The sequence below is a fragment of the Streptomyces sp. NC-S4 genome, from assembly GCF_054353315.1.
Genome location: NZ_CM135937.1, coordinates 5,128,677 through 5,145,998, shown reverse-complemented (window position 1 = coordinate 5,145,998; position 17,322 = coordinate 5,128,677). Strand labels below are relative to the sequence as shown.

The window sequence follows — 17,322 nt, the reverse complement described above, 5'->3', positions numbered from 1 at the left end:
TTACGCCTCCTTGAAGGGGAAGCCGAGGTGACGAAGGAGGGCACGGCCCTCGTCGTCGTTGGTCGCCGTGGTGACCACGGTGATGTCCATACCCCGGGTACGGTCGATCTTGTCCTGGTCGATCTCGTGGAACATGACCTGCTCCGTGAGACCGAAGGTGTAGTTACCACGGCCGTCGAACTGCTTCGGCGACAGACCACGGAAGTCACGGATACGCGGCAGCGCGAGCGACAGCGTACGGTCCAGGAACTCCCACATGCGGTCACCACGGAGGGTGACGTGGCAGCCGATCGGCTGACCCTCGCGCAGCTTGAACTGCGCGATGGACTTGCGGGCCTTCGTGACGGCCGGCTTCTGACCGGTGATCGTCGTCAGGTCCTTGATGGCGCCGTCGATCAGCTTGGAGTCGCGGGCGGCGTCGCCCACACCCATGTTGACCACGATCTTCACGAGGCCGGGGATCTGCATGACGTTCTCGTAGGAGAACTCCTCACGCAGCTTGCCCGCGATGTCCTCGCGGTACTTCGTCTTGAGACGCGGAGTGGTAGCCATCAGATGTCCTCACCCGTCCGCTTGGCAACGCGGATCTTGTTGCCCTCGTCGTCGAAGCGGTAGCCGACGCGGGTGACGACCTTCTTGCCGTCCTTCTCCACAACCAGCTGAACGTTGCTGACGTGGACCGGGGCCTCGGTGATCACAATGCCACCGGCCTGGTTCTGCGCAGCCTTCGTGTGCTTCTTGACCCGGTTGACACCCTCGACGAGGACACGGTTCTCAGCGGGGAAGGCAACGATGACCTTGCCCTGCTTGCCCTTGTCCTTACCGGTGATGACCTGGACCAGGTCGCCCTTCTTGATCTTCATGCTTACAGCACCTCCGGCGCGAGCGAGATGATCTTCATGAACTTCTTCTCGCGCAGCTCACGGCCCACGGGGCCGAAGATACGGGTGCCGCGAGGGTCGCCGTCGTTCTTCAGAATGACGGCGGCGTTCTCGTCGAAGCGGATGTACGAGCCGTCCTGGCGGCGGCGCTCCTTGACGGTGCGAACGATGACCGCCTTGACGACGTCACCCTTCTTCACGTTGCCACCGGGGATCGCGTCCTTGACGGTGGCGACGATGACGTCACCGATGCCCGCGTAGCGGCGACCGGAACCACCGAGAACACGGATGCAAAGGATCTCCTTGGCACCAGTGTTGTCGGCGACACGCAGTCGCGACTCCTGCTGGATCACGTCTATCTCCTGTTTGTCTGCCGGTTCCCGGCGGGGGCTTCACTCCGGAGAGCGTCGCCCCCACCGAGCCTGGCGGAACGAACCTAAGGGGAACCCCTCAGGTGCTTACTTGGCCTTCTCGAGGATCTCGACGATGCGCCAGCGCTTGCTCGCCGACAGCGGACGCGTCTCCATGATGAGGACGCGGTCGCCGACGCCGGCAGCGTTCTGCTCGTCGTGAGCCTTGAGCTTGTTCGTACGGCGGATGACCTTGCCGTACAGCGCGTGCTTCACACGGTCCTCGACAGCGACGACGACGGTCTTGTCCATCTTGTCGCTGACGACGAGACCCTCACGGGTCTTGCGGAAACCGCGCTCGTTCGTCTCAGTCACGTTCTTCTCGCTCATCAGGCGTTCTCCACCGTCTCGATACCGAGCTCACGCTCGTGCATCAGGGTGTAGATGCGAGCGATGTCCTTACGGACGGACTTGAGCCGGCCGTTGTTCTCGAGCTGACCCGTGGCCGCCTGGAAGCGGAGCTTGAACAGCTCTTCCTTGGCCTCGCGCAGCTTGCCAACGAGCTCCTCGTTACCGAGCTCACGCAGCTCGGACGCCTTGGTTCCCGTCGCCATCACGACTCACCTGCCTCGCGCCGAACAATCCGGCACTTCATCGGAAGCTTGTGAGCAGCGCGGGTGAGCGCCTCACGAGCAATCTTCTCGTTCGGGTAGGACAGCTCGAACATGACCCGACCCGGGTGCACGTTGGCAATCCACCACTCGGGAGAACCCTTACCGGAACCCATGCGGGTCTCGGCGGGCTTCTTCGTGAGCGGGCGGTCCGGGTAGATGTTGATCCAGACCTTGCCGCCACGCTTGATGTGGCGGGTCATCGCGATACGAGCCGCCTCGATCTGGCGGTTCGTCACGTACGCCGGGGTCAGCGCCTGGATGCCGTACTCGCCGAACGAGACCTCAGTACCGCCCTTGGCCATACCGCGGCGCTTCGGGTGGTGCTGCTTGCGGTGCTTGACCCTACGAGGGATCAGCATGTCGGTCAGGCCTCCGTTCCGGTGCTCTCGGCCGGAGCGGCGGCGGGAGCGTCGGCCTTGGGGGCCTCGACACCAGCAGCCTGCTGCGGCTTGCGGCCACCACGGCCGCCGCGCTCGCCACCACGGCCACCACGGCCGGCGGGACGGTCGCCAGCGCCCTGCGCGCCACGGGCCGGGCGGTTACCCGCACGGGCCGCAGCGTTCTCGGCGCGAACCTCGGCGATGTTCTTGACGTCGCCCTTGTAGATCCAGACCTTCACACCGATACGGCCGAAGGTGGTCTTGGCCTCGAAGAAGCCGTAGTCCACGTTCGCGCGCAGCGTGTGCAGCGGCACACGACCCTCGCGGTAGAACTCGGAGCGGGACATCTCGGCGCCGCCGAGACGGCCGCCGCACTGGATCTTGATGCCCTTGGCGCCGGCCTTCATCGTGCCCTGCATGCTCTTGCGCATGGCACGACGGAAGGAGACGCGGGAGGAGAGCTGCTCGGCAACGGCCTGGGCAACCAGCTGAGCGTCGAGCTCGGGGTTCTTGACCTCGAGGATGTTCAGCTGGACCTGCTTGCCCGTGAGCTTCTCGAGGTCACCGCGGATGCGGTCGGCCTCGGCGCCACGGCGGCCGATGACGATGCCCGGACGAGCGGTGTGGATGTCCACACGCACGCGGTCACGGGTGCGCTCGATCTCAACCTTCGAGATGCCGGCGCGCTCCATGCCGGACGTCATCATCCGACGGATGGCGACGTCTTCCTTGACGTAGTCCTTGTACAGCTTGTCGGCGTACCAACGCGACTTGAAGTCGGTGGTGATGCCGAGTCGGAACCCGTGCGGGTTTACCTTCTGGCCCATTACCGGGAACCTTCCTTGCTGCTGACGACCACGGTGATGTGGCTGGTCCGCTTGCGGATCCGGTAGGCACGGCCCTGGGCACGCGGACGGAACCGCTTCAGGGTCGGGCCCTCGTCCACGTACGCCTCGCTGATGACCAGCGTGGAGGCGTCCGGGTGGTTGTAGTTGTGTGCGGCGTTGGCGATGGCGCTGTCCAGCACCTTGCCAACCGGCACGCTCGCGGCCTGCGGGGCGAAACGCAGGACCGCCTGAGCCTCCGTGGCATCCATGCCACGGATAAGGTCCACCACGCGGCGGGCCTTCATGGGCGTGACGCGGATGTACCGCGCCTGGGCCCTGGCTTCCATGGTTGTCCCTTCGGTGTAAGTCATAGTCGTAACCACCCCGCCTTTAGCGGCGCTTCGACTTCCGGTCGTCCTTGACGTGGCCGCGGAAGGTGCGAGTCGGCGAGAACTCGCCGAGCTTGTGGCCGACCATCGACTCGGTGACGAACACCGGGACGTGGGTCTTGCCGTTGTGCACCGCGATGGTGTGACCCAGCATGCTGGGGATGATCATCGAGCGACGGGACCAGGTCTTGATGACGTTCTTGGTGCCGGCTTCGTTCTGGGCGTCCACCTTCTTTACGAGGTGGTCGTCGACGAAGGGCCCCTTCTTGAGACTGCGCGGCATCTAAACCCGCTCCTAGCGCTTCTTGTTCGTCTTGCGGCGGCGGACGATGTACTTGCTCGAAGCCTTCTTCGGCGAGCGAGTACGACCCTCCTTCTGACCCCACGGGGAGACCGGGTGGCGACCACCGCTGGTCTTGCCCTCACCACCACCGTGCGGGTGGTCAACCGGGTTCATCGCGACACCGCGGACGGACGGGCGAACGCCCTTCCAGCGCATACGGCCGGCCTTGCCCCAGTTGATGTTCGACTGCTCGGCGTTGCCGACCTCGCCGACCGTGGCGCGGCAGCGCGCGTCGACGAGACGGATCTCGCCCGACGGCATGCGGAGGTGGGCCATCACGCCCTCCTTCGCCAGCAGCTGCACGGAGGCACCGGCCGAACGCGCGAACTTGGCGCCGCCACCGGGACGGAGCTCGATCGCGTGGATCGTGGTACCGACCGGGATGTTGCGGAGCGCCAGGTTGTTGCCGGGCTTGATGTCGGCCGTGGGGCCGTTCTCAATCCGGTCACCCTGCTGCAGACCGCGCGGCGCGATGATGTAGCGCTTCTCGCCGTCGGCGTAGTGCAGCAGCGCGATGCGCGCGGTGCGGTTGGGGTCGTACTCGATGTGCGCGACCTTGGCCGGCACGCCGTCCTTGTCGTGACGACGGAAGTCGATCACACGGTAGGCGCGCTTGTGTCCGCCACCCTGGTGGCGAACGGTGATCCGGCCGGTGTTGTTACGGCCGCCCTTGCTGTGCAGAGGGCGAACCAGCGACTTCTCCGGCGTGGACCGCGTGATCTCGACAAAGTCGGCGACGCTGGAGCCACGACGGCCCGGGGTCGTCGGCTTGTACTTGCGGATACCCATTTCTCAGTCCTCGTCCGATTCCGGACGACTAGACCTCCGTTAGGAGGCCTGGCCGCCGAAGATGTCGATACGGTTGCCCTCGGCAAGGGTCACGATGGCGCGCTTGGTGTTGGCACGCTTGCCGAAACCGGTCTTGGTGCGCTTGCGCTTACCCTGACGGTTGATCGTGTTGACCCCGGTGACCTTGACCGAGAAGACCGCTTCCACGGCCTGCTTGATCTGGGTCTTGTTGGCGCCGGGCGCGACGATGAACGTGTACTTGTTCTCGTCCAGCAGCGCGTAGCTCTTCTCCGAGACGACCGGCTTGATCAGCAGGTCGCGCGGGTCGGTGAAGGTCTTGCTGGTAACGGTCGCCTCAGACATCAGGCGTCGCTCCCTTCGGTCTCATCGGCCTTGGGGCCAGACACGAAGGACTCGAAAGCGGCCTGAGTGAAGACCACGTCGTCAGAGACGATCACGTCGTACGTGTTCAGCTGGCCCGGCTCCAGGATGTGAACCTGGGGCAGGTTGCGGGCGGACAGCCACGAGGCCTCTTCGCTGCGGTCGACGACCAGGAGCAGGTTCTTGCGCTCCGAGATCTTGCCGAACAGCGTCTTGGCGGCCTTGGTGGAGGCGGCACCCTCGACCACGCCGGTGACGACGTGGATGCGGGAGTGACGCGCACGGTCCGAGAGGGCACCGCGGAGGGCGGCGGCCTTCATCTTCTTCGGGGTCCGCTGCGAGTAGTCACGCGGCTGCGGGCCGTGGACGACGCCACCGCCGGCGAACTGCGGAGCGCGGGTCGAACCCTGACGGGCGCGGCCGGTGCCCTTCTGGCGGTACGGCTTGCGGCCACCACCACGGACTTCGCCACGGGTCTTGGTCTTGTGCGTGCCCTGACGGGCAGCAGCCAGCTGAGCGACAACGACCTGGTGGATCAGCGGAACGCTGGTCTTGGCGTCGAAGATCTCCGCGGGGAGCTCGACGGTACCGGCCTTGTCGCCTGCCGGCGAAAGGATGTCAATGGTGCTCATTACCTCAAGCCCCCTTGGCCGCGGTACGGACCAGGACGAGGCCGCCGTTCGGACCGGGGACCGCGCCCTTGATGAGGAGCAGACCCTTCTCCGCGTCAACCGCGTGGATGGTCAGGTTCTGGGTGGTGACACGCTCGTTACCCATGCGACCGGCCATGCGCATGCCCTTGAAGACACGCCCAGGGGTGGCGCAGCCACCGATCGAACCGGGGGAGCGGTGCTTGCGCTGCACACCGTGACCGGCGCCGAGGCCCCGGAAGTTGTGCCGCTTCATGACACCGGCGAAGCCCTTGCCCTTGCTGTTGCCCGTGACGTCAACCTTGACGCCGGACTCGAACACCTCAGCAGTGATCTCCTGGCCGAGCGTGTACTCGCTGGCGTCGGAGGTGCGGAGCTCCACCAGGTGGCGGCGGGGGGTCACGTCGGCCTTGGCGAAGTGGCCCTTGAGGGGCTTGTTCACCTTGCGCGGGTCGATCTCGCCGAAGGCGATCTGGACCGACTCGTAGCCGTCGATGTCGTTCGTACGGACCTGGGTAACGACGCAGGGTCCGGCCTTGACCACGGTCACCGGGACGACACGGTTGTTCTCGTCCCAGACCTGGGTCATGCCGAGCTTCTCGCCCAGGACGCCCTTGATCTGCTTTGCCATCTTCTCGACGCCTCTCAGAGCTTGATCTCGATGTCAACGCCGGCCGGAAGGTCCAGGCGCATCAGCGAGTCAACGGTCTTGGGCGTCGGGTCGAGGATGTCGATCAGGCGCTTGTGCGTGCGCATCTCGAAGTGCTCGCGCGAGTCCTTGTACTTGTGCGGCGACTTGATGACGCAGTACACGTTCTTCTCAGTGGGCAGCGGCACCGGGCCCGCGACCGACGCACCAGTGCGGGTCACCGTCTCGACGATCTTCTTCGCCGAGGAGTCGATGACCTCGTGGTCGTAGGCCTTGAGCCGGATGCGGATCTTCTGTCCCGCCATGGCTACTCCGTAGTCCTGTCTCTATGTGGAAACGCTCTGGCTCCCGGTCGGCTGCGGGACGGATCCCGCGGCCTCTCCTCCGACCCACGCGGTCGGGCGTGTCGCACTCCCTCTACAGAAAATTCCCATACGGAAATTCCCTCGTCCAAGGGGGTACGGTCCCAGTGACCGCGATTCGGGGGAGAAACACCCACCGAGTGCCTGGTGGGCACCGTGCTGACACTTCCCAGAAGATTCCCGTACGTCCGCCCTCATTGCTGCCCCGAGAGGCAGATTAAGGACGACGAGTACTGTGGGACTCGCTTCCGGTCCTCCCGGCGGGAGGCGCGCAGCATCGGCACTCAGCCGAGCAACTTGAGTAGTCTGCCATACGAGGCACGTACCTGGCCAATCGGGCCGAAGAGAATACCCCGCCACGCTGAGTGGTCAAACTGCACCACGCGCCTCGCCCGGCGGGGCTGCTCCCCGGTCAGGAGCGGGTGACCGTCCCACACCCTTCGCCCTTGATGTCCCTGCTGCGGTCGTACGGATCCACGGCCGGCCCGGTGGGCGCGGGCCCCTGCGCAGCCTCCCGGGGGAAGTCCGGGTGCAGGAAGCCGTCCGCGGCCTCGCAGCCGACGTTCGACCACTCCGAGACGTACTGGCGCAGCTGGAACCGGCCCCGGGTGGTCTCCCAGCGGGCCGGGTCGAGCAGGCTCAGGGTGATCTGCCGGCGCACGATGGTGCGCTGCACCTCCGTGCCGCCGTTCGTCATGGGGTGGACGAAGGTGTAGTCCGTCACCACGAGCAGCTCACCTGGCTCACCCTCTTCCGCCCGCATGCTGCCGCGCACCTTGACGACGTCTCCGACCGGCTTGACCTTCGTCTGGTCGAAGCGGGTGAAGAGCAGCGCCGGGGTGTTCTCCGCGGTGGGCTTCGCCAGGGACTCCTCCAGCCGCTGCGGGACCTCCGGCTGCCGCGGGTCCAGGATCGCCAGGGCGGCGGTCGGCCGCTCCCCGCGCAGGGTCGCCGGGTCGAGGTTGGCCGCGATCAGGAACTGCCTGGCCTTCTCCAGCGCGTCCGCGACCTGCTGCTTCGACATCCCGCCGACGGCCGCGGCCTCGGGGACCTCGATGCCGGCGGCCCCGTCGGCCCACTGGAGGGCCGGGGACCCGCGGAAAGGTTCCTGCAGAGTCGGCCGGTCCGGCGGCAGCGACGGCGGCGGCTCGGTCGGGCGGACGGACTCCGCGGGCAGCGGCGCGGCGTTCCTCGCCTCCTGGCGGGCCTCCGCCTTGCCGGCGATCCGGTCGATCACCAGCTCGGGCCGTACGGCGATCAGCGCCATCCCGGCGATCAGTACGACGGCCACGGCGGCCCCCAGCCGCCCCGGGCGCCTGCGCTGCTGCCAGGCGGGCCCGGTGCGCCACCCCGGCGGCTCCTGGCCCTGCGTCGCTCGCAGCCGCTCGGTGACCATCCGCGCCCGTGCGGAGGGCTCCCTCGGCGCCGCGCCCGTTCCTATGGCGGCGTCCTCCTGGAACCGGCGCCATTCCTCGTCGGAGACGCCCGCTCCCCCGCCGTTGTCGTCGTTCCGGTCGTTGTTCCCCATGCCCCTGCCCCGTCCCCCCGCGTCCCCGACCCCTGTTGTGACGGTCGGAGATCTTGTCCGACCGGCCGGATGCTACTGGTGTCCGGCCCCGGTCCGATCATGGGGGTCGGCATGCCGCGGACCCGGGTGCGCACGCACGAGGACCCCCGCTCCGCGGCGAACCGCGGACCGGGGGTCCTCGACGGGGACGAGGGCTACTTCTTCGCCTTCTCCCGCTCCTCCTGCTCCTGCTCTTCCTTCTGTGCCTCCGACGCGGGCGCCCCGTGCCCGCAGACGGCCTTCCAGTCCTGCGGGGCGATGCCGTCGCACCAGAGCTCGCCGCTGTCGGGGTACTGCTTCCAGTCCTTCGTGATGATGCCCGCGCACTGCTTCTTGTCCGGCGCGAAGCGCGGGCAGGTGCCGTCCGCCTTCTTGATGGTGTGGGCCCGCCAGGCGTCGATGCCCATGGACATGACGTCGGACTGCGGCATGTACCGGTTGACCGACCAGGACGCGCCCATCGTCGCGAACAGCGCGACCGCGCACACCATGCCGGTCGCGAGCTGCGCGACGACCCGCCGGGGCACGACACGGGCGGCCGGGGCCGCTCCGCGCGGCCGCAAGGTGCGCTCGGCCCACCCGGAGCCCCGGTCGACGACCGCCATCATGCCGAGGACGGCCAGGATCATCAGGCAGTACATGATGATCCAGGTCGTGCGCGGGAAGAGCTGCACGGCCTTGTCGTGCGCCATGTGCGAGGCGAACCAGAAGCGTGCCAGCCAGGCACCCGCCAGCGTGGCGGCGGCGGTGAGCACCATGACGTTGCGCAGCCCCAGGCCGACGCCCAGGCCCACGGCGAACAGCAGCAGCAGGGCGAAGCCGCTCTGGCCGGCCATCTCGCCGGCCGCCGGCCAGGTCTGGTAGTTCAGCTTCCCGGAGCGGTCGGACACCCAGCCCAGTACGTACGCCGGGTCGACGTACACCGCCAGGAACGCGTAGCGGTCCGGGGTCTGGGAGCCGAGCCGGGCCATCTGGTAGATCAGCGGGGCGCCCACGACGCCGGCCGTCACCACGGTGACCCCGATGAACGCGGCGGTCCGCTTGACCACCGCCTTGCCCGCGCGCCACGGGAAGAGGAACAGCGCCAGCAGGAACACACCCGGTGCGGACCAGACGTACCAGCCCGAGTACCAGAGGAAGACCACGCCGAAGACGAGGCCGAGGACCGCGCCGCGCAGCAGCGTCGCGCGCAGCGGACGGTCGCCGCTGCGGCGCATCTCGCGCAGGGTGTAGCCAAGCAGCGGCAGCAGGACGAGCATGCTGGCGTGGCTGTACGGACGGATCGGGTCCATGAAGAGGACGGCCGACGGCACGGCGATCAGCAGCGCCCAGAACGGCCGGAGCAGCAGCCGCCAGGCCAGGTACGCCATCGGGCCGGCGATGGCGGTGAAGAAGATCTGGAGGTCCTTGAGGGCGAACCCGGCCCCGCCGACGCCGTCGTAGCGGAGCTTCGTCCAGACGGCCAGCACGCCGGGGAAGAGCGGCGGGTAGATGCCCGACGGGCCCTCGCCGTGCAGGAACGAGTTCGCCATGGCGATCAGGACGCCCGGGTCGCCCTCCTGGCCGCCGAGGCCCCAGGGCGTACCGCGCAGCGCGACGACCACACCGCCCGCCACCACACCGGTGGCGAGACCGGCCAGGGCGGCGCACACCATGCGCTTCACCAGCTGGTGGCGGCGCAGGCTGCCCCGGTAGGCGGTGAAGAGCAGGATCGCCAGCAGCGGCAGGCCGAGGACGGCCGCGAACATCTGGAGCTTGGCGAGACCGCTGACCTGCCCGATGCGGATGAGCGGGTTCACGCTGATGTGGGTGCTCAGCAGCGTGAACCCGAGGGCTGCCACCAGACTGACGACGGCCTCGGCCAGGGCCAGCACCCACCGCCGCGACAGCCACGCCTCGTTCCGGGTGGCGGACAAGTGGCCCTTGTCCTGCGCCGGTTCGGCAGGCCGCTGCGCCGCGGTGCCGGCCTCACCGACCTCCTCGGTGGCCAGTTGTGTCATCTCAGTCCGTTTCATGGTGGGCGGAGTCGGCTCAGTTCTGGCCGGAGGTGAAGACGTGCTTCACCAGCGTACGAGCGCCCTCCTTGTGTCCGCGGCGCAGGGCTCCGGGGAGCATCGTCAGCGCGTGCAGACGGGAGGCGCTGTGGAAGCGCGCCGCGCGGGCCGCCTTCGGCCAGCCGCGGGAGTCCATGCGCGCGGCGACCGCGGAGAAGTACCGCTCGGCCTCGGCGAAGCGGGTGCCGGAGAAGGCCTGCACGGAGGACTCGCTGACCGCGTGGCGGCGGTACCGGAACACGGTGGTGGAGTTGTCGATGACCATCTGCTCGCCGTCTTCGAGCAGGTCGACGACGAGCGCGAGGTCCTGGATCACCGAGTAGTCGTCGCGGAAGTTCACCTTGCGCAGGGCCTCGCCGCGCCAGGCGATCGACGGGAAGTAGAGCCAGTTGCCGCGCAGCACGCTGGCGGACAGCTCCTCACCGCCCATCAGCCGACGGCCCTTCACCTGCGGTGCGTACAACCGCTTCTTGGTGTTGTCCGCGAGGCCCGCCGTCACCCGGCCGTCGCCGTCGATGACCTCGACGCCGGGCTGGACCATGCCGATGCCCGGGTGCGCCCCGACGATCGCGCGCACGGTCTCCAGGTAGTGCGGGTGCAGCAGGTCGTCGCAGCCCATGATGACGACGTAGTCGGCCGCGGACATCCGCACGCACTTCTGGAAGTTCTTGGTGATGCCGAGGTTCTGCTCGTTGCGCGTGTAGTGGACCCGGTCGTCACCGAGCTGCGCGAACCAGCCGGGTACGTCGGGCTCCTTGCCGTCGTCGATCACGACGAGGCGGAAGTCCCGGTCCGTCTGCGCCAGGACGCTGCGGACGGCGTCCTGCATCAGCCGTACGTCCCCGTAGTAGGGGAGCATGAAGTCGAAGGTCGCCATGGACTTCAGGCCTTCACGGATTCGGCGTCGGCCTCGGCCCCGGTACCGGCCTCGGTACCCGCGGCGGAGTCCGGGGTGGCGGGCTGCGGCACGGCGGCCTTCGCCTCCAGGCGCTCGTCGTTGTGCCGGACGCCCTCGTTGATGGCCACCGTCCGGGCGAGGTCGGTGATCTTCTTCTCCAGCGAGCGGAAGCGCAGGAAGGTGTTGAGCGTGAGGAAGCCCATCGCGAGGACCATCACGTACAGCACCAGGTCGGTGCCACGGCCGACGCCCAGCAGCTGGGCGAGCCAGGTGACGTCGGTCGGGCGGAGCACCGCGTACACGTTGACGACGACGAACGCCGAGAACGCGAGGCGCTTCCACGCCCGGTTCTTGGCCTGGCCCCAGGTCCGGATGAACACCAGGGCCATCGACACCGAGCCGACGATCAGCAGCAGCTGGATCCAGAAGTACTTCATCGACGGCCACGCTCCCGCAGCGAAATGTCAAAAAGGATGTTGACGCCGTTGATCAGGGACTGACCCTTGGCGCGTGAGTAGTCGGTGTAGAGGATGTCCACCGGCACCTCGGTGACGCGGAGCGTGGAGCCGGCGAGGAAGCCGACGAGCTCGGACGCGTGGGCCATGCCGTTCATGGTGATGTTCAGCTGCTCGGCGGCCTCACGGCCCAGCACGCGCAGACCGTTGTGCGCGTCGGTGAGCTTGAGCTTGCGCGCGGTCGGGCTGACGGCGGCGGCCGTGCGCAGCACGACCTGCTTGATCCACGGCACCTGGCCGTTCTGCTCGATGAAGCGGGAGCCGAGCACGACGTCGGCCTCGTCGCGGCGGAGCACCGCGACCATCGTCTCGACGTCCTTGGTCTGGTGCTGACCGTCGGCGTCGAAGGTGGCGAAGTAGCGGGCGCCGGGCTGGGCGAGCGCGTAGGTGAGGCCGGTCTGCAGGGCCGCGCCCTGGCCGAGGTTGACCGGGTGGCGCACCAGGTGGGCGCCGGTCGTCGCGATGTGCTTGGCCGAGTCGTCGGTGCTGCCGTCGTCGACGACGACGATGTTGGGGAACGTCCTGCGGGCCCCCTCGACCACGTCGGCGATCACCTGGCCCTCGTTGTAGGCCGGTATGACCAGCCAGACGTCGTCGTATTGGGACACGGCAGCTCCAGCGGAATGTGGCACGTACGAGTGCTCGGTGATCGGTGTGACGTCGTGGGGAGGCATGGTCATTTCCCGGCCGCGCCCACGCCCGCGGGGCCTGCGTCGGCCATCTGCCGGGGCGCTTCACCGGCTGCGGCCGCGGCTGCCGGGAAGCTCAGCCTGAGGGCTGCCAGCATAGCGAGGACGGTGGCGGTGGAGCCGAGTGCGTAGGCGAGGATGACGCGCACGGCCACGTCGCCGGGGACCAGGGTGATGGCCACCAGTACCGCGGTACCGACGCCCCAACAGAGCAGTTGCAGGTTGTGCCGCTTGAATACCATCAGCGCCTGTCCGAGGACCATCGCGAACATGTACGCCACGGTGCCGGCGGACAGCAGGAAGAAGTCGAGGCGGCCCAGCACCGGGTCCTCGATGCCGAAGAGCACCTCGATGAGCCAGGGGCCCAGGACCGTGGCCGGTACGCCGCCGAGGAGTCCGAGCGCCGAGACGACCACGGCGATCCGGCGCAGCATCGCCCAGAAGGCCGCCCTGTCGCCGGCCGTGAAGGCCGCGGTGAGGCCGCTGAGCAGCGAGGCCTGGAGCGAACCGAAGACGAAGAGCGGCACCCGCGCGAGCACGGTCGCGCTCATCAGCGCCGCGATCAGCGCGCTGTCGGACGGGGCCAGCAGCTTGGTGCTCATGACGCCCGCGTTGACGACCGCCTGGGACAGCAGGGTCGCGCAGACCAGCAGGCCGAGACCGTTGCACAGGTCCCGCCAGGCGATGGGCCCGCCGGGCCCGGCCGCGCGCAGCAGCGCGGGCAGCGTGACCAGCGTCGCGACGACGGGCGCGACGGCGAGGATGAGGCTGAAGGCCAGCGCCGAGTGCAGCCCGGACAGCGCGCAGCCGGAGGCGAGCACGATCCGCAGGCCGCCGTCGACGGCGAGGTGGGTACCGTACGCGCCGAACCGGCCGAGGCCGGCGAGCACTCCGCGGGTGAGGTAGCAGACGGCCATGCCGGTGAAGGCCCCGCCGAGCGCGGCCACCAGGCCGCGGTCCCCGTGGAACAGCAGATCGGCGATGGGCCGTGCGCCGAGGACGAGGACGAGCAGGGTCGCGCCGAGGATCCCCGCGGTGAGCAGACCGGCCCGGCGCAGCACGGGGGCGGCGCCCTGGCCCAGGACCGCCCGGGCGGAGACGATCCGGGTGAGCTCCTGCTCGATGGGGAAGAAGACGCCGATGCCGATGGACATCACGATCGTCCACAGCACCGAGACGTTCGCGTAGCCCGCGTCGGACAGGCTGTGGCCGGCCACGCCCAGATGGGCGTAGGAGGCCGCGCCGAGCACGACGGTGCCGCCGGCCACCGCGGCGGTGCCCGGCGGCAGCGCCGCGCTCAACTTGTTCAGCAGGGTTTTCATCCCGCCCGGCCGTCCCGGGCCGCTGCGGCCAGTGCCGTGAAGGCGGGGGTGGCGAGCGCCTCGGCCAGCTGTTCGCGCCAGTCGGCGAGCGGGGCCATGCCCGCCTCCTGCCAGCGGTCGTGCGCGAGCACGCTGAAGGCCGGTCGCACGGCGGGGCGGACGAACGCCTCGGAGGTCGTCGGCCGGATCCGCTCGGGGTCGAGCCCGCTCAGCCGGTACGCCTCGCGCGCCAGCCCCATCCAGGTCGTACGGCCGCTCGCGGTGCCGTGGTAGATCCCGCCCGGGGCCTCGCCCGCCAGCGCCGCGAGGCCGAGGCCGACCAGGTGACGGGCCAGCGCGCGGGACCAAGTGGGCTGGCCGTGCTGGTCGTCGACCACGTCGAGGGTGTCCCGCTGGGCGGCCAGCTTCAGCATGGTGGCGACGAAGTTCGCCCCGTGCTCGCCGTACAGCCACGCGGTCCGCACGATGTAGCCGTCCTGCGGGAGCAGTTCGGCGACGGCCCGTTCGCCGACCAGCTTGGAGCGCCCGTAGGCGTTGACCGGGCCGGTCCCGGCGTCCTCGGGGTACGGCTGCGCGGCACGGCCGGGCAGCACGTAGTCGGTGGAGACGTGCAGCAGGCGCGCACCGGCGTCGGCGCAGGCCGCGGCGAGGACGCGCACGCCGGTGCCGTTGACGGCGGTGGCTGCTTCCTCGGCGGTCTCGGCGCCGTCCACGTCGGTCCAGGCCGCGCAGTTGACGACGACGGCCACGCCCTCGACGGCGGCCCGGACGGCTGCCGGGTCGGTGATGTCGAGGTCGGCGCGGCGCAGGCCCTCGGCTTCGATGCCGGCGTCCTTCGACGCGGCCAGGACGTCCTGGCCGAGCATTCCGGCTGCGCCGGTGACGAGCCAGCGGCCGGCTCCCGGGTTCGCGGTCACTTCTGCAGGGCCGCCTTCGCCTTCAGCGGCTCCCACCAGGCACGGTTCTCGCGGTACCACTCGATGGTGGCCTTGATGCCGTCCTCGAAGGTGACCTGCGGGGCATAGCCCAGCTCGGCGCCGATCTTGCTGATGTCGATGGAGTAGCGCAGGTCGTGGCCCTTGCGGTCCTCGACGTGCTCGACCATGTCCCAGCCGAGGCCGGCGGCCTCCAGCAGGACGCCGGTGAGCTCCTTGTTGGTGAGCTCGGTGCCGCCGCCGATGTTGTAGACCTCGCCCGCCCGGCCCTTGCGCATGACCAGGTCGATGCCGCGGCAGTGGTCCGAGACGTGCAGCCAGTCGCGGACGTTGCCGCCGTTGCCGTACAGAGGTACCTTCTTGCCGTCCATCAGGTTCGAGACGAACAGCGGGATGACCTTCTCCGGGAACTGGTAGTGCCCGTAGTTGTTGGAGCAGCGCGTGACCACCACGTCCATGCCGTGGGTGCGGGCGTAGGCCAGCGCCAGCAGGTCGGAGGAGGCCTTGGAGGCGGAGTACGGGGAGTTCGGCACCAGCGGCCACTCCTCCGTCCAGGAGCCCTCGCTGATCGAGCCGTAGACCTCGTCGGTGGAGATGTGGACGAAGCGGCCGACGCCGTGCTTGCGGGCGGAGTCGAGCAGCACCTGGGTGCCCACGACGTTGGTCATCACGAACGGGCCCGCGCCGGCGATCGAGCGGTCCACGTGGGACTCCGCGGCGAAGTGCACGACGACGTCATGACCGGGCATGACCCGGTCCACGGCGTCGGCGTCGCAGATGTCGCCCTTGACGAAGGTGTATCCGGGGTGATCGGCGACCGGGGCGAGGTTGGCCTCGACTCCCGAGTACGTCAGCTTGTCGAAAACAGTGATCTGCGCCGATGCATCTGCAGCGAGCTGCTGGCGGACGAATTCTGAACCGATGAAGCCGGCGCCGCCGGTCACGAGAATGCGCATAATACGAAGAGTCTAGCGGGCCACCCAACGTCACATGCGCTCAACTCCGCTCCCCCACGCCCTCTCGCATAGGGTTCTCCCCATGCGTGGAATCCTCTTGGCCGGTGGCACCGGATCCCGACTCTGGCCGCTGACCCGGGCCGTTTCGAAGCAGCTGCTGCCCGTCTTCGACAAGCCGATGATCTATTACCCCCTCTCCACCCTCGTGATGGCGGGAATCAGCGAGATCCTGATCATCACCACCCCGGACGACCGCGCCCAGTTCGAGCGACTGCTCGGCGACGGTTCGCAGTTCGGATTGCGGCTGGAATACGCCGTGCAGGAGCGCCCGGAGGGCATCGCGCAGGCGTTCGTCCTCGGCGCCGAATTCATCGGCGACGAGTCCGTCGCCCTGATCCTCGGCGACAACATCTTCCACGGCAGCGGCCTCGGCACCCGCCTCGCCCAGCACACGAACGCCAAGGGCGGCCGCGTGTTCGCGTACCCGGTCGCGGACCCCACCGCCTACGGCGTGGTCGAGTTCGACGAGAACGGCCAGGCCATCTCCATCGAGGAGAAGCCGGAGAAGCCCAAGTCCCGCTACGCGGTGCCGGGTCTGTACTTCTACGACAACCGGGTCGTCGAGATAGCCAAGGGCCTGAAGCCCAGCGCCCGCGGCGAGCTGGAGATCACCGCCGTCAACGACGCCTACCTCCAGGCCGGCGAACTCAACGTGACCATCCTCGACCGCGGTACGGCGTGGCTGGACACCGGCACCTTCGTCTCGATGGTGCAGGCCTCCGAGTTCGTCCGCGTGATCGAGGAGCGCCAGGGCTTCAAAATAGGCTGCATCGAGGAGGCGGCCTGGCGGGCCGGCCTGATCGACTCCGCGCAACTGCGCGCGCTCGCCGAGCCGTTGACCAAGAGCGGCTACGGCGACTACCTGCTGATGCTGCTCGCCGAGGAGGACGCCCGATGAAGTTCCGTGAACTCTCCATCGCCGGGGCCTTCGAGGTCACCCCGCAGCTGCACGGCGACCCGCGCGGCCTGTTCACCGAGTGGTACCGCTTCGACCGGCTGGCCGAGGTCGTCGGCCACCCTCTGAACCTGGCGCAGGCGAACCTCTCGGTCTCCTCCGCGGGCGTGGTCCGCGGCATCCACTTCGCCGACGTACCGCGCGGCCAGGCCAAGTACGTGACCTGCGTACGCGGCGCCGTGCTCGACGTCATCGTCGACCTGCGGGTCGGCTCCCCCACCTTCGGCCAGTGGGAGGGGGTCCGCCTCGACGACGTGGACCGCCGCGCGGTCTACATCCCCGAGGGCCTCGGCCACGGCTTCTGCGCGCTGAGCGACGACGCGACGCTGTCGTACCTCTGCTCGGAGACGTACAACCCGACCGGTGAGCACTCGGTGCACCCGCTCGACCCCGACCTGGGCATCGAGTGGCCGGCCGACGTGCCGCTGCTGTCCGCCCGCGACGAGGCCGCCCCCTCGCTGGCCGACGCCCTCGCGACCGGTCTGCTGCCCGACCACGCCGCCTGCGTCGAGTTCACCGAGTCCCTGCGCGTGAACTGACCCACCGCCGAGCGACGAGTTACGAGTGAGGGCCGCACCCCGGACGGGGTGCGGCCCTCACTCGTACCCGCCGCGCCACCCGCCCGGACCGGGGCGGACATGCCGAAGGGCCCCGTCCCACCGCCGAGGCGATGGGCCGGGGCCCTTCAGTGCAACT

24 protein-coding genes are annotated in these 17,322 nt (G+C 68.8%); 2 read left to right on the top strand and 22 right to left on the bottom strand.

Translation table 11 applies throughout. The features are described from left to right. The 22 genes from rplE to rfbB all read right to left on the bottom strand — a co-directional run bounded on the left by rplE (position 1) and on the right by rfbB (position 15,611). A complete protein-coding gene (gene rplE, locus ACXNSR_RS23210; RefSeq protein WP_030388859.1) occupies positions 1-552 on the bottom strand; it encodes a 50S ribosomal protein L5 in 552 nt (183 codons plus the stop codon). Further along, positions 552-863 (bottom strand): 50S ribosomal protein L24, encoded by a 312-nt coding sequence (gene rplX, locus ACXNSR_RS23205; protein ID WP_150258782.1) that lies wholly within the window; start codon positions 861-863, stop codon positions 552-554. The genes rplE and rplX overlap by 1 nt, the downstream gene beginning before the upstream one ends. Positions 864-865: 2 nt before the next feature. Continuing rightward, positions 866-1,234, bottom strand: coding sequence for a 50S ribosomal protein L14 (gene rplN, locus ACXNSR_RS23200; RefSeq protein ID WP_003956455.1), 369 nt, complete (start codon positions 1,232-1,234; stop codon positions 866-868). Between the two features lie 105 nt (positions 1,235-1,339). Beyond that, positions 1,340-1,621, bottom strand: coding sequence for a 30S ribosomal protein S17 (rpsQ, locus tag ACXNSR_RS23195; protein WP_030026328.1), 282 nt, complete (start codon positions 1,619-1,621; stop codon positions 1,340-1,342). Further along, positions 1,621-1,845 carry a 50S ribosomal protein L29 gene (gene rpmC, locus ACXNSR_RS23190; protein WP_054222532.1) on the bottom strand — a complete coding sequence of 75 codons (225 nt, stop codon included), beginning with the start codon at positions 1,843-1,845 and terminating at the stop codon, positions 1,621-1,623. The genes rpsQ and rpmC overlap by 1 nt, the downstream gene beginning before the upstream one ends. Continuing rightward, the gene (rplP, locus tag ACXNSR_RS23185) at positions 1,845-2,264 is read right to left on the bottom strand and encodes a 50S ribosomal protein L16 (RefSeq protein WP_030026326.1); all 420 of its coding nucleotides are present in this window, start codon (positions 2,262-2,264) and stop codon (positions 1,845-1,847) included. The genes rpmC and rplP overlap by 1 nt, the downstream gene beginning before the upstream one ends. A 5-nt stretch (positions 2,265-2,269) precedes the next feature. Next, complete coding sequence (gene rpsC, locus ACXNSR_RS23180; protein ID WP_030230639.1) at positions 2,270-3,112, bottom strand: 30S ribosomal protein S3; 843 nt, start codon at positions 3,110-3,112, stop codon at positions 2,270-2,272. Further along, the gene (rplV, locus tag ACXNSR_RS23175) at positions 3,112-3,459 is read right to left on the bottom strand and encodes a 50S ribosomal protein L22 (protein WP_007265904.1); all 348 of its coding nucleotides are present in this window, start codon (positions 3,457-3,459) and stop codon (positions 3,112-3,114) included. Before rplV ends, rpsC begins: the two co-directional genes overlap by 1 nt. A gap of 43 nt (positions 3,460-3,502) precedes the next feature. Next, positions 3,503-3,784 carry a 30S ribosomal protein S19 gene (gene rpsS / locus ACXNSR_RS23170; protein ID WP_007265903.1) on the bottom strand — a complete coding sequence of 94 codons (282 nt, stop codon included), beginning with the start codon at positions 3,782-3,784 and terminating at the stop codon, positions 3,503-3,505. Positions 3,785-3,796: 12 nt separating this feature from the next. Then, positions 3,797-4,633 carry a 50S ribosomal protein L2 gene (gene rplB / locus ACXNSR_RS23165; protein ID WP_030388860.1) on the bottom strand — a complete coding sequence of 279 codons (837 nt, stop codon included), beginning with the start codon at positions 4,631-4,633 and terminating at the stop codon, positions 3,797-3,799. A gap of 39 nt (positions 4,634-4,672) precedes the next feature. Next, positions 4,673-4,996, bottom strand: a complete 324-nt coding sequence (rplW, locus tag ACXNSR_RS23160) for a 50S ribosomal protein L23 (protein WP_007265901.1) — start codon at positions 4,994-4,996, stop codon at positions 4,673-4,675. Next, positions 4,996-5,646: a 50S ribosomal protein L4 gene (gene rplD, locus ACXNSR_RS23155; RefSeq protein WP_376660051.1), complete on the bottom strand. Its 651-nt coding sequence runs from the start codon at positions 5,644-5,646 to the stop codon at positions 4,996-4,998. The genes rplW and rplD overlap by 1 nt, the downstream gene beginning before the upstream one ends. 4 nt (positions 5,647-5,650) lie before the next feature. Beyond that, entirely contained in the window at positions 5,651-6,295 is a 645-nt protein-coding gene (rplC, locus tag ACXNSR_RS23150; RefSeq protein WP_007265899.1) for a 50S ribosomal protein L3, read from the bottom strand. A 14-nt stretch (positions 6,296-6,309) separates the two neighbouring features. After that, entirely contained in the window at positions 6,310-6,618 is a 309-nt protein-coding gene (rpsJ, locus tag ACXNSR_RS23145) for a 30S ribosomal protein S10 (RefSeq protein ID WP_003948644.1), read from the bottom strand. Between the two features lie 469 nt (positions 6,619-7,087). Continuing rightward, complete coding sequence (locus ACXNSR_RS23140; protein WP_458637417.1) at positions 7,088-8,203, bottom strand: hypothetical protein; 1,116 nt, start codon at positions 8,201-8,203, stop codon at positions 7,088-7,090. 194 nt (positions 8,204-8,397) lie between these two features. Then, positions 8,398-10,257, bottom strand: coding sequence for a hypothetical protein (locus tag ACXNSR_RS23135; protein ID WP_458637416.1), 1,860 nt, complete (start codon positions 10,255-10,257; stop codon positions 8,398-8,400). Between the two features lie 16 nt (positions 10,258-10,273). Further along, positions 10,274-11,173 (bottom strand): glycosyltransferase family 2 protein, encoded by a 900-nt coding sequence (locus ACXNSR_RS23130; RefSeq protein WP_458637415.1) that lies wholly within the window; start codon positions 11,171-11,173, stop codon positions 10,274-10,276. A 5-nt stretch (positions 11,174-11,178) separates the two neighbouring features. Continuing rightward, complete coding sequence (locus ACXNSR_RS23125; RefSeq protein ID WP_458637414.1) at positions 11,179-11,631, bottom strand: DUF2304 family protein; 453 nt, start codon at positions 11,629-11,631, stop codon at positions 11,179-11,181. Beyond that, entirely contained in the window at positions 11,628-12,317 is a 690-nt protein-coding gene (locus ACXNSR_RS23120; protein WP_458637413.1) for a glycosyltransferase family 2 protein, read from the bottom strand. Before ACXNSR_RS23120 ends, ACXNSR_RS23125 begins: the two co-directional genes overlap by 4 nt. Positions 12,318-12,385: 68 nt before the next feature. After that, entirely contained in the window at positions 12,386-13,720 is a 1,335-nt protein-coding gene (locus ACXNSR_RS23115) for a lipopolysaccharide biosynthesis protein (protein ID WP_458637412.1), read from the bottom strand. Beyond that, entirely contained in the window at positions 13,717-14,637 is a 921-nt protein-coding gene (gene rfbD, locus ACXNSR_RS23110) for a dTDP-4-dehydrorhamnose reductase (protein ID WP_458637411.1), read from the bottom strand. The genes ACXNSR_RS23115 and rfbD overlap by 4 nt, the downstream gene beginning before the upstream one ends. Then, positions 14,634-15,611 (bottom strand): dTDP-glucose 4,6-dehydratase, encoded by a 978-nt coding sequence (rfbB, locus tag ACXNSR_RS23105; protein ID WP_458637410.1) that lies wholly within the window; start codon positions 15,609-15,611, stop codon positions 14,634-14,636. Before rfbB ends, rfbD begins: the two co-directional genes overlap by 4 nt. Before the next feature lie 82 nt (positions 15,612-15,693). On the opposite strand from rfbB, the gene rfbA reads away from it, so the two are divergent. Beyond that, positions 15,694-16,569: a glucose-1-phosphate thymidylyltransferase RfbA gene (rfbA, locus tag ACXNSR_RS23100; RefSeq protein WP_458637409.1), complete on the top strand. Its 876-nt coding sequence runs from the start codon at positions 15,694-15,696 to the stop codon at positions 16,567-16,569. Then, a complete protein-coding gene (gene rfbC / locus ACXNSR_RS23095; protein WP_030008456.1) occupies positions 16,566-17,165 on the top strand; it encodes a dTDP-4-dehydrorhamnose 3,5-epimerase in 600 nt (199 codons plus the stop codon). Before rfbA ends, rfbC begins: the two co-directional genes overlap by 4 nt. The last annotated feature ends 157 nt before the right edge of the window (positions 17,166-17,322 follow it).

Excerpts from the sequence above, each read along its gene's own strand:
- rplD (WP_376660051.1), bottom strand. The coding sequence starts at position 5,646 with ATGAGCACCATTGACATCCTTTCGCCGGCAGGCGACAAGGCCGGTACC.
- rplC (WP_007265899.1), bottom strand. The coding sequence starts at position 6,295 with ATGGCAAAGCAGATCAAGGGCGTCCTGGGCGAGAAGCTCGGCATGACC.
- rplE (WP_030388859.1), bottom strand. The coding sequence starts at position 552 with ATGGCTACCACTCCGCGTCTCAAGACGAAGTACCGCGAGGACATCGCG.
- rfbB (WP_458637410.1), bottom strand. The coding sequence starts at position 15,611 with ATGCGCATTCTCGTGACCGGCGGCGCCGGCTTCATCGGTTCAGAATTC.
- ACXNSR_RS23125 (WP_458637414.1), bottom strand. The coding sequence starts at position 11,631 with ATGAAGTACTTCTGGATCCAGCTGCTGCTGATCGTCGGCTCGGTGTCG.
- rpsS (WP_007265903.1), bottom strand. The coding sequence starts at position 3,784 with ATGCCGCGCAGTCTCAAGAAGGGGCCCTTCGTCGACGACCACCTCGTA.
- rpsQ (WP_030026328.1), bottom strand. The coding sequence starts at position 1,621 with ATGAGCGAGAAGAACGTGACTGAGACGAACGAGCGCGGTTTCCGCAAG.
- rplB (WP_030388860.1), bottom strand. The coding sequence starts at position 4,633 with ATGGGTATCCGCAAGTACAAGCCGACGACCCCGGGCCGTCGTGGCTCC.
- ACXNSR_RS23135 (WP_458637416.1), bottom strand. The coding sequence starts at position 10,257 with ATGAAACGGACTGAGATGACACAACTGGCCACCGAGGAGGTCGGTGAG.
- rpsJ (WP_003948644.1), bottom strand. The coding sequence starts at position 6,618 with ATGGCGGGACAGAAGATCCGCATCCGGCTCAAGGCCTACGACCACGAG.
- ACXNSR_RS23140 (WP_458637417.1), bottom strand. The coding sequence starts at position 8,203 with ATGGGGAACAACGACCGGAACGACGACAACGGCGGGGGAGCGGGCGTC.
- rfbC (WP_030008456.1), top strand. The coding sequence starts at position 16,566 with ATGAAGTTCCGTGAACTCTCCATCGCCGGGGCCTTCGAGGTCACCCCG.
- rfbA (WP_458637409.1), top strand. The coding sequence starts at position 15,694 with ATGCGTGGAATCCTCTTGGCCGGTGGCACCGGATCCCGACTCTGGCCG.
- rpsC (WP_030230639.1), bottom strand. The coding sequence starts at position 3,112 with ATGGGCCAGAAGGTAAACCCGCACGGGTTCCGACTCGGCATCACCACC.
- ACXNSR_RS23115 (WP_458637412.1), bottom strand. The coding sequence starts at position 13,720 with ATGAAAACCCTGCTGAACAAGTTGAGCGCGGCGCTGCCGCCGGGCACC.
- rpmC (WP_054222532.1), bottom strand. The coding sequence starts at position 1,845 with ATGGCGACGGGAACCAAGGCGTCCGAGCTGCGTGAGCTCGGTAACGAG.
- rplP (WP_030026326.1), bottom strand. The coding sequence starts at position 2,264 with ATGCTGATCCCTCGTAGGGTCAAGCACCGCAAGCAGCACCACCCGAAG.
- ACXNSR_RS23130 (WP_458637415.1), bottom strand. The coding sequence starts at position 11,173 with ATGGCGACCTTCGACTTCATGCTCCCCTACTACGGGGACGTACGGCTG.
- rplV (WP_007265904.1), bottom strand. The coding sequence starts at position 3,459 with ATGGAAGCCAGGGCCCAGGCGCGGTACATCCGCGTCACGCCCATGAAG.
- rplX (WP_150258782.1), bottom strand. The coding sequence starts at position 863 with ATGAAGATCAAGAAGGGCGACCTGGTCCAGGTCATCACCGGTAAGGAC.
- rplW (WP_007265901.1), bottom strand. The coding sequence starts at position 4,996 with ATGTCTGAGGCGACCGTTACCAGCAAGACCTTCACCGACCCGCGCGAC.